Origin of the sequence: Geodermatophilus sabuli (genome assembly GCF_900215145.1) — a bacterium.
Taxonomy (GTDB): domain Bacteria; phylum Actinomycetota; class Actinomycetes; order Mycobacteriales; family Geodermatophilaceae; genus Geodermatophilus; species Geodermatophilus sabuli.
Genome location: NZ_OBDO01000018.1, coordinates 25,809 through 34,824 on the forward strand (window position 1 = coordinate 25,809; position 9,016 = coordinate 34,824).

A 9,016-nucleotide genomic window follows, 5' to 3' on the forward strand; every position below is an offset into this window, starting at 1 on the left:
GTCGAGAGGACACCTCCGTGGAGATCACCGCAGCCGTCGTCGAGGAACTGCACGGCCCCTTCGTCGTCCGGGACGTCGAGATCGACGAGCCCGGTCCCGGCGACGTGCTGGTCAAGGTGGCGGCCACCGGCTTCTGCCACACCGACGGCATCGCCCGCGACGGCGACCTGCCCTTCCCGCTGCCGGGCGTGCTCGGCCACGAGGGCGCCGGCACGGTCGTCGCCGTGGGCGAGGGCGTCACCGGCGTCCGCGAGGGCCAGGACGTGGTCCTCGGCTGGCCGTACTGCGGGGCCTGCCGCAACTGCCTCGCCGGGCAGCCGCGCTACTGCCTGCGCACCGGTGAACTGGTCGGCGGCGGCACCCGGCTGGACGGCGCCTCGGCGCTGCGCACCCGCGACGGCGGTCCGCTCGCCAGCCACTTCTTCGGCCAGTCGTCGTTCGCCACGTACTCGATGACCACGGCGTCCTCGCTGGTGCCGATCCCCGACGGGCTGCCGGTGGAGCTCATGGGCCCGCTGGCCTGCGGGCTGGCCACCGGCGCCGGCGCGGTGTTCAACACCCTGCGCCCGGAGCCGGGCAGCTCGATCGTCGTCTACGGCGCGGGCACCGTCGGCCTGGCCGCGGTCATGGCCGCCCGGAGCTCCGCCGCGACGACGATCATCGCCGTCGACCGGCACGCCTCGCGGCTGCGGCTGGCCACCGACCTCGGCGCCACCCACGTCGTCGACGCCACCGACACCGACGCGGTGCAGGCGGTCACGGAGATCTGCGGCGGCCCGGCCGACGCCGCGCTGGACTGCACCGGGGCCATCCCGGTCCTGCGCCAGGCGATCGACTCGGTCGGCATGCTCGGGACGGCGCTGCTGATCGGCGGGGCCCCGGCGGGAGCGGAGTTCAGCGCCGACCACCTGACCACCCTGTGGGGCAAGACGATCCGCGGCACGCTCGGCGGCAGCGGGCACGGCCAGGCGCTCATCGCCGCGCTCATGGACCTCCACGCCCAGGGCCGCTTCCCGTTCGACCGGCTGGTCGAGTACTTCCCGCTCGACCGCATCGAGGACGCCGTGGAGGCCTCCTACAGCGGCGCCGTCGTCAAGCCCATCCTGCGCATGCCGGTGTGACGGCGTACCCGTGCCCATCCGCGGATCTGCCCCGTGCGGATCCGCGGATGGGCACGCCGGGACTCAGCCGAGCGAGGAGATCAGGTCGCGGCAGGCCTGCTCGCACCGCCGGCAGGCCTCGGCGCAGACCCGGCAGTGCTCGTGCATCTCGGCGTGGCTCGCGCACTCGTCGCCGCACGCCTTGCAGGCCGTGGCGCAGGCCTCGAGCACCGCGCGGGTGAGGTTCGCGTCGTAGCCGGTGTGCCGGGAGAGCACCCGCCCGGTCGTGTCGCAGACGTCGGCGCAGTCGAGGTCGCTGCGGATGCACTTCCTGAGGTCGGCGACCATCTCCTCGCTGAGGCAGGCGTCGGCGCAGGCGGTGCAGGCCTGCGCGCACTCGACGCACGCCTCGATGCAGGCGAGCAGCGCCGAGCGGTCGACCCCACCGAGGTCCCCTGGGTACGTGTCGAGCATCCGTCCCGCAACGCTCACGGCGACTCCTCAGGTCTCGGTGCGGGACGCCGGGGACGGCGTCCGCTTCGGGCACCGGCCCCTGTCCTACCCCGGGCCCCGGCGACACGCCCGGCCGTCGGCTCCGGTGTCCGCCAACTGTTCCGGGACCGCTCCGGGCGATACCGTCCTCGCCCCTGGCAGCCGCCGGCGGATCCTCGAGCAGCGTGGGGGGCGACGATGTCCGGACGACGGTCCATCTGCCTCTACACGCCCTCGACCGACCCGTCCGGGATGGGCGCGCACATGGTCGACCTGCTAGCCGAGTACGCCGCGACGGCGGACGTGGCGCTGATGATGCGGCCGACGACCGGCGGGCGGCGGCTGCTCGACCGGGCCGCGGAGCTGGGCGCCCGCACCGTCGAGCTGCCCTCGCCGCGTCACCCGCACTTCGCCGGGGTGGTCACGGGGTTCCTCCGCCGGCACCCCGCCGACGTCTTCCACTGCCACGTCGGCACCGGCTCCGAGGACTGGGACGGCGTCCGCCTGGCCCGCGGTGCCGGGTGTCCGGCTGTTCTGCAGACGCAGCACCTGCCCTACCTGGTCGCCCACCCGCGCAAGCGGCGGGCCTACCACCACGCGATCGAGCAGGTCGACCGCCTGATCGCGGTCTCCGAGGGACTGCGCCGCACCTACCACCGCATCGGCGTGCCGCCGGAGCGGTTCACCACCGTGCCCAACGGCGTCGCCCCGCTGCGCGGCCGGATCGGCCGCGACGCCGCCCGTGCCGCCCTCGGCCTGGAGCGGCGGCAGCCGGTCGTCATGACGCTCGGCCGGCTGACCCACATGAAGGGCCAGTGGCACCTGGTCGACACGGTGCCCGGGCTGCTGGCCCGCCATCCGGACCTCGCCGTCGTCCTGGTCGGTGACGGGCCGCTGCGACAGGCGCTGGAGAAGCGGGCGGCCGCGCTGGGCGTGGCCGGCGCCGTCCGGTTCCCCGGCCACCGGTCCGACGCCCGGCAGCTGCTCGACGCCGCCGACGTCTTCGTCCTGCCGTCGCGGCACGAGGGGATGCCCCTGGTGGCACTGGAGGCGATGGAGGCCGGGCTGCCGGTCGTGGGCACCCGCGTGATCGGCACCGAGGAGGTCGTGGTCGACGGGGTCACCGGCGCGCTGGTGCGGCCGGGCGACCCGGCGGCGCTCGGCGCCGCGCTGGAACGGCTGCTCGCCGACCCGTGTCTGCGCCGCCGGCAGGGCGCTGCCGGACGGTGCCGCTACCTGGCCGGGTTCACCCGGGAACGGATGGCCGCCGAGACCGCGGCGGTCTACGAGGCCGCCCTGCGCGGAGCCCGCCGGTGAGCCGGCTGCGGGTCGGGGTGGTCGGCACCGGCTTCATCGCCGGCCGGCACCTGGCGGCGCTGTCGCGGTTCGACGACGTCGAGGTCGTCGCCGTCGCCGACCCCGTGCGGGAGCGCGCCGAGGTGGCCGCCGCGCGGGTCGGTGCCCGGTGCCTCGACGACGGGGCGGCGCTGCTGCAGCTGGAGGAGCTCGACGCCGTCTGGCTGTGCGTGCCGCCCTTCGCGCACGGGCCGCTGGAGGCGGCGGCGGTCGCCCGGCGCCTGCCGTTCTTCGTGGAGAAGCCGCTGGCCCTGGACGTGGACACCGCCCGGGAGGTGGCCCGGCAGGTGGCGGGGGCCGGGCTGACTACCGCGGTCGGCTACCACTGGCGGCACCTGGACGTCGTCCAGCGGGCGGCCGCGCTGCTGCCGGCCGGCGACGTCCGGCTGGTCACCGGGACGTGGCTGGACGCCACACCCCGCCCGCCGTGGTGGGTGCGGCGCGACGGGTCCGGGGGGCAGGTGGTCGAGCAGACCACGCACGTGTTCGACCTGGCCCGCCTGCTCGCGGGTGAGGTCGTGTCGGTCTGCGCCGCCGAGCGGCCGGCTCCCGTCGAGGGGGAGGTCGCCACGGCCGCGGCCGCGGTCCTGACCTTCGCGTCCGGAGCGGTGGGCAGCGTCTGCTCGACCCGGGTGCTGGGCTGGCGGCACGCGGTGGGCCTACAGGTGGTCGCCGACGGCCGGGTGGTGGAGCTGTCCGAGCGCAGCCTCGACGACCACCGGCTGCGGGTGGTCACCGCCGACGGCGAGGAGGTGCACCGCACCGACGCGGACCCGATCGCGGCCGAGGACCGCGAGTTCGTCGACGTGCTGTGCGGCCGGGCCGAGCGGGTGCGGGTGCCCTACGCCGAGGCGCTACGCACGCACGCCCTGGCCTGCGCCGCGGACACGGCCGCGCGCGGTGGCGCGCCGGTCCGGGTCGAGAGCTGAGGGTGGCCGGGGTGGGGAAGCGGCCGATCCGGTCCATCGGCGTGGTGACGCCCGGGCAGCCGGAGATCCTCGACGACGTCGAGCCGGAACCCGGCCCGGGACAGGCGTGGGTGAGCACCGAGTGGAGCGGCATCAGCGCCGGCACCGAGGTCGCGCTGGTCCGAGGCACCGATCCGCACCACCTCCTGCACTGGGATCCGGACCTGCGGTCGTTCGACGACAGCGGTCCGCCTGCGGGCTACCCCGTCCGCAGCCTGGGCTACATGGAGGTCGGCCGGGTCACCGAGACCCGGAGGCCGGACCTGCCCGAGGGGACGCGGGTGGCCATGGCCTACGGGCACCGCACCGGGCGGTGCGCCGACCCGGAGCGGATGCCGGTGATCCCGGTTCCCGACGACCTCGACCCGGTGCTGGGGGTCTACCTCGCCCAGATGGGCCCGATCTGCGTCAACGGCCTGCTGCACGCGGCGGCGGGCGTGGCCGGCCCCGGAGCCGATGTGGACGCCGGCGTCCGCGACCGGCACGTCCTGGTCACGGGCGCAGGGATCATCGGCCTGCTGTCCGCGCTGCTCGCCGTCCGGCACGGCACGGCCGACGTGGTGGTCGCCGAGCCGTCCCCGCAGCGCCGTGCCGTCGCCGAGGCCCTGGGGCTGGCCACGCTCGACGACGCCGACAGCGCTGCGTGGCGGGCGGTCAAGGAGCGCTGGCGGCACGGTCCGGGGGACGTCGGCGCGGACGTCGTCCTGCAGTGCCGCGGGCACGACGCAGCGCTGGCCACGGCGCTCAAGGCGCTGCGGCCGCAGGGGACGGTCGTCGACCTCGGCTTCTACCAGGCCGGTGCCGAGGCGGTACGGCTCGGGGAGGAGTTCCACCACAACGGCCTGTCCGTCGTCTGCGCGCAGATCGGCCGGGTGCCCCGCGGCATGGCCGACGCCTGGCCGCGCCGCGCGCTTGCCGACGTCACCCTCGACCTCCTGCGCGAGCGGGGGGACGACGTCCGGACCCACCTGGTCACCGACGTCCTGCCCTTCGAGGAGGGCCCCGCCTTCCTGGCCGACCTGGCCGGGCGCCGGCTGCCGAGCCCGCCGCTGCAGGCGGTGCTGCGCTTCGACTGCGGCTGACGAGCCGGTGCGGATCCTGCTGGTCGGCAACCACTGGACCGAAGGGCCCGGCGGCGCGGAGACCGTGCTGGTGCTCACCGCGGACCTGCTGCGCGCCGCGGGGCACGAGGTGGTGCCCTTCGCGGTCGCACCGGGCTGCTCGTCCCGCCCGGCGACCCCGTCGGGATGGCGGGGGCCCTCACCCGCTGGTCCGGCGACCGGACGAGGCCGCGGCGATGGGCCGCGCGGCGTGGGCCCGGGCACGCGAGCGCCACGACCCGGTGGCGCACGTGGCCGCCCTCGTCGCCCTCTACGGGCGTGTCGCCCACGTGTCGTGACGGACGGACTTGTTCCGCGAGTCCCGGCAGGGGATCGTCCCTGCCATCGCCGCGGACGCCGGGGGACCGGGCTGCGCGGCGGCCTCAGAGGAGGGGCCGTCATGGGCTGGGCGTTCGTCAGCGTCGTCGGTTTCGCGCTGTTCACCGGGCTCGTCGTCGTGCTGGCGCGCACCAACACCGCCCGCTGGGAGGCCGACCACCGGGCGGCCCAGGCCGCGATCCGGGAACGGGAGCAGGCCTCCCGCCGCGCTCGGGTGGCCGCGCTGATCGCACCGAGGGCTCCGCAGAACGGCCACCGGATGCCCCGTCCACGACTGCGCCGACCGCAGGTGCCGCACCCCCACCTCCCGCACCTCCCGCACGTGCACCTCCCGGCCCGGGTGGTCGATCGGCTCCCGCGGCCACTCGGCAACGGGCACCTGCTCCGCCTCGACGGCCTGCCCGCCCGGCGGCTGCCCCGTCTCCCCGGCCGCCGGCGGCTGCTGGACGAGCAGCCGCAGCCGGACCCCGGGGAACCCGCGGCGGGACCGCAGTCCTAGACCAGGGAGCGGAACAGCTCGACGAGCCGGTCGGCGTGCGCGTCGAACGTGTGCTGCCGGCGCACCTCCAACGCCGCCGACGTGCGGAGCTTCCTCGCCGGCCTGGACGTGTTCTGCCTGTCCTCGCGGCACGAGGCGTTGCCGCTGGCGCTGCTCGAGGCGATGGCCGAGGGACTGCCGTGCGTGGCGCGACCGACGCCGGGGACGTCGCTGCGGCGGTGGGGGAGGACGCGGTGGTCGTCCCCTCGGGGCAGCCGGAGGCACTGGCCGAGGCGCTGGGGGCGCTGCTGGCCGCCCCTGCCCGCCGGGCGGACCTCGCCGCCCGCGCCTGGCGCCGGGCCGTCACCGCGTTCGAAGCCGGACTCATGGCGCGGAGGACCCTGGACGTGCTCGTGGGGTGTGCGCCCGACCCCGGCGGGGAACGGGACCGGCATGTCGAAGAAGCCCAACCAGGAAGAGCAGCAGGCGGCCGCCCGCCAGGCGAAGAAGGAGGGGATGTCGCCCAGCGAGGCTGGTGCGACCACGGGAGCCTCCAAGCAGATGCGCCACGTCGAGCACGGCGACGACCGGCACGAGCACTCGAGCGCCCAGGGCAAGAGCAAGACCTGAGCCCCGGAGACGCCCGCATCCGCAGGACCTGACGGGAGGACCCCATGGCGATCGCCACCATCAACCCGGCCACCGGCGAGACGCTCAAGACCTACGAGCCGCTGTCCGAGGCGGCGCTGGAGGACAAGCTCGCCCGCGCGGCGGCCGCCTTCGCCGAGTACCGGCTGACCACCCCGCGGCAGCGCGCCGGCTGGCTGCGGGCCGCGGCCGACGTGCTCGAGGGCGACACCGACGCCGTCGCCGAGCTCATGACCACCGAGATGGGCAAGACGCTGGCCTCGGCGAAGGCGGAGGCCGGCAAGTGCGTCAAGGCTCTGCGCTACTACGCCGAGCACGGCGAGGATTTCCTGCAGCCGAAGCCCACCGACGCCGAGGCGGTGGGGGCCATCGAGGCCTACGTCGTCCACCAGCCGCTGGGCGTGGTGCTGGCGATCATGCCGTGGAACTTCCCGCTCTGGCAGGCCATGCGCTTCGCCGCCCCCGCGCTCATGGCCGGCAACGTCGGGCTGCTCAAGCACGCCAGCAACGTGCCGCAGACCGCGCTGTACATGGAGGAGCTGTTCCGCAAGGCCGGCTTCCCGGCCGACGTCTTCCAGACGCTGCTGATCGGCTCGGGGACCGTCGAGCGGGTCATCCGGGACGACCGGGTGGTCGCCGCCACGCTCACCGGCAGCGGGCCGGCCGGCCAGTCGGTGGCCGCGGTCGCCGGGGACGCGCTCAAGAAGACGGTGCTCGAGCTCGGCGGCAGCGACCCCTTCATCGTCATGCCCTCGGCGGACCTGGACAAGGCGGCCGAGGTGGCGGTGACCGCGCGCTGCCAGAACAACGGGCAGAGCTGCATCGCGGCCAAGCGCTTCTTCGTCCACACCGACGTCGCCGAGGAGTTCACCCGCCTGTTCGCCGAGAAGATGGCGGCCCTGACGGTGGGCGACCCGATGGACGACGGCACGAAGGTGGGCCCGCTGGCCACCGAGGACGGGCGGGAGGACGTCGAGCGGTACGTGCAGGACGCCGTCGACAAGGGCGCGACCGTCGTCGTCGGCGGCAGGCGCGTGGACCGGCCCGGCTGGTTCTACGAGCCCACCCTCGTCAGCGGCGTCACCCCCGAGATGGCGATGCACTCCGAGGAGGTGTTCGGCCCCGTCGCGGCGCTGTACACGGTCGCCGACCTCGACGAGGCGATCCGGATCGCCAACGACCACGTCTACGGGTTGGGCGCCAACCTGTGGAGCGAGGACCAGGGCGAGCGCCTGCGGTTCATCCGCGACGTCCAGTCCGGGATGGCGTTCGTCAACGGGATGGTGACCAGCTATCCCGAGCTGCCCTTCGGCGGGGTCAAGCAGAGCGGCTACGGCCGGGAGCTGACCGAGGTGGGCATGTACGAGTTCGCCAACGCCAAGACGGTGTGGATCGGGCCGCCCGGCCGGCAGCAGGGCGAGGGCGACACCGCGGCGGCCGCCAGCGAGTGAGCCCGGGCCCGGAACAGCGGGGCTCCCGGCCGGGTTGGCGCGGGCATGACCCGCGTCGTCCTGGCTCCCCGCTACGGCGGGCCCGAGGTGCTGTCTGTCGTCGACGAGCCGGTGGGTGAGCCCGGCCCGGGGGAGGCCCGGGTCGAGGTCCGTGCCGCCGGCGTGAACCCCGCCGACTGGAAGTCCTACGGCGGCGCGTACGGCACCGACCCGGCCCGGCTGCCCCTGCGCCCCGGCTTCGAGGCGGCCGGGGTGGTCACGGCCGTCGGGCCGGACGCCGTGGGCCCGGCCGGCCCGGTCTCGGTGGGGGACGAGGTCATCGGGTTCCGGCTCAGCGGTGCGTACGCGGCCGAGCTGGTCGCGCCCGCCCCGGCGCTGGTCCCCAAACCGCCGTCGCTGGGCTGGGCGCAGGCCGCCGGCCTGATGCTGGCCGGGGCGACCGCGGTGCACGCGCTGACCGCGACCGGCGTCGGCGCGGGCGACACCGTGCTCGTGCACGGTGCCGCCGGCGGGGTCGGGCTCATGGCGATCCAGCTGGCGGCCCTGCGCGGAGCCCGCGTCATCGGCACGGTGGGTGCGGACAGCGCCGACCTCGTCCGCCGGCTCGGTGCCGAGCCGGTCCGCTACGGCCCGGGGCTGGCCGACCGGGTCCGCGAGCTGGCGCCGGACGGCGTGACCGCGGCCGTGGACACCGTCGGTACGGACGAGGCCGTCGACGTCTCGCTGGACCTGGTGCCCGACCGGGGGCGGATCGCCACCATCGCTGCGTTCGCCCGCGGGGCGGCCGAGGGGCTGCAGCTGCTCGGCGGGGGGCCGGGCGCCGACCCCGGCACCGAGCTGCGCGACGCCGCGCGGACCGAGCTGGCCGCGCTCGCCGGGGACGGCCGGCTCGAGGTCGTCGTCGCCGGCACGTACCCGCTGGAGGACGTCGCGGCCGCCCACCGCGCGGGCATGGCCGGGCACACCCACGGCAAGCTGCTGCTGGTCCCCTAGCTTTCGCCCTTGAGGTCAAGGGTCTCGTGCGGGCGGGCGTGAGCGGACCGGGCACTTTGGTGTCCGGCCTCGGGCAGCAGCGTGGTGGTCG

9 protein-coding genes are annotated in these 9,016 nt (G+C 75.7%); 8 read left to right on the forward strand and 1 reads right to left on the reverse strand.

The genetic code is table 11. The features are described 5' to 3' along the window. Positions 1-17 precede the first annotated feature (17 nt). A complete protein-coding gene (locus CRP39_RS25855; RefSeq protein WP_097209276.1) occupies positions 18-1,121 on the forward strand; it encodes an NAD(P)-dependent alcohol dehydrogenase in 1,104 nt (367 codons plus the stop codon). 63 nt (positions 1,122-1,184) lie between these two features. On the opposite strand, the gene CRP39_RS25860 is transcribed toward CRP39_RS25855, so the two are convergent. After that, complete coding sequence (locus CRP39_RS25860) at positions 1,185-1,592, reverse strand: four-helix bundle copper-binding protein (RefSeq protein ID WP_097209277.1); 408 nt, start codon at positions 1,590-1,592, stop codon at positions 1,185-1,187. Positions 1,593-1,790: 198 nt separating this feature from the next. Between CRP39_RS25860 and CRP39_RS25865 the strand changes: the two genes are divergently transcribed. The 7 genes from CRP39_RS25865 (at position 1,791) to CRP39_RS25895 (ending at position 8,925) form a co-directional block, all read left to right on the forward strand. Next, positions 1,791-2,909, forward strand: coding sequence for a glycosyltransferase family 4 protein (locus tag CRP39_RS25865; protein ID WP_097209278.1), 1,119 nt, complete (start codon positions 1,791-1,793; stop codon positions 2,907-2,909). Beyond that, positions 2,906-3,877: a Gfo/Idh/MocA family protein gene (locus CRP39_RS25870; RefSeq protein ID WP_216359935.1), complete on the forward strand. Its 972-nt coding sequence runs from the start codon at positions 2,906-2,908 to the stop codon at positions 3,875-3,877. Before CRP39_RS25865 ends, CRP39_RS25870 begins: the two co-directional genes overlap by 4 nt. Positions 3,878-3,888: 11 nt before the next feature. Then, a complete protein-coding gene (locus CRP39_RS25875; protein ID WP_097209287.1) occupies positions 3,889-4,998 on the forward strand; it encodes a zinc-dependent alcohol dehydrogenase in 1,110 nt (369 codons plus the stop codon). Between the two features lie 418 nt (positions 4,999-5,416). Then, the gene (locus CRP39_RS27115) at positions 5,417-5,854 is read left to right on the forward strand and encodes a hypothetical protein (protein ID WP_172442640.1); all 438 of its coding nucleotides are present in this window, start codon (positions 5,417-5,419) and stop codon (positions 5,852-5,854) included. 432 nt (positions 5,855-6,286) lie between these two features. Continuing rightward, positions 6,287-6,463: a hypothetical protein gene (locus CRP39_RS27910; protein ID WP_245854121.1), complete on the forward strand. Its 177-nt coding sequence runs from the start codon at positions 6,287-6,289 to the stop codon at positions 6,461-6,463. Between the two features lie 44 nt (positions 6,464-6,507). Further along, the gene (locus CRP39_RS25890; RefSeq protein ID WP_097209279.1) at positions 6,508-7,932 is read left to right on the forward strand and encodes an NADP-dependent succinic semialdehyde dehydrogenase; all 1,425 of its coding nucleotides are present in this window, start codon (positions 6,508-6,510) and stop codon (positions 7,930-7,932) included. A 45-nt stretch (positions 7,933-7,977) separates the two neighbouring features. Beyond that, entirely contained in the window at positions 7,978-8,925 is a 948-nt protein-coding gene (locus CRP39_RS25895; protein WP_097209280.1) for a quinone oxidoreductase family protein, read from the forward strand. Positions 8,926-9,016: the final 91 nt, after the last annotated feature.

Excerpts from the sequence above, each read along its gene's own strand:
- CRP39_RS25865 (WP_097209278.1), top strand. The coding sequence starts at position 1,791 with ATGTCCGGACGACGGTCCATCTGCCTCTACACGCCCTCGACCGACCCG.
- CRP39_RS27115 (WP_172442640.1), top strand. The coding sequence starts at position 5,417 with ATGGGCTGGGCGTTCGTCAGCGTCGTCGGTTTCGCGCTGTTCACCGGG.
- CRP39_RS27910 (WP_245854121.1), top strand. The coding sequence starts at position 6,287 with ATGTCGAAGAAGCCCAACCAGGAAGAGCAGCAGGCGGCCGCCCGCCAG.
- CRP39_RS25890 (WP_097209279.1), top strand. The coding sequence starts at position 6,508 with ATGGCGATCGCCACCATCAACCCGGCCACCGGCGAGACGCTCAAGACC.
- CRP39_RS25895 (WP_097209280.1), top strand. The coding sequence starts at position 7,978 with ATGACCCGCGTCGTCCTGGCTCCCCGCTACGGCGGGCCCGAGGTGCTG.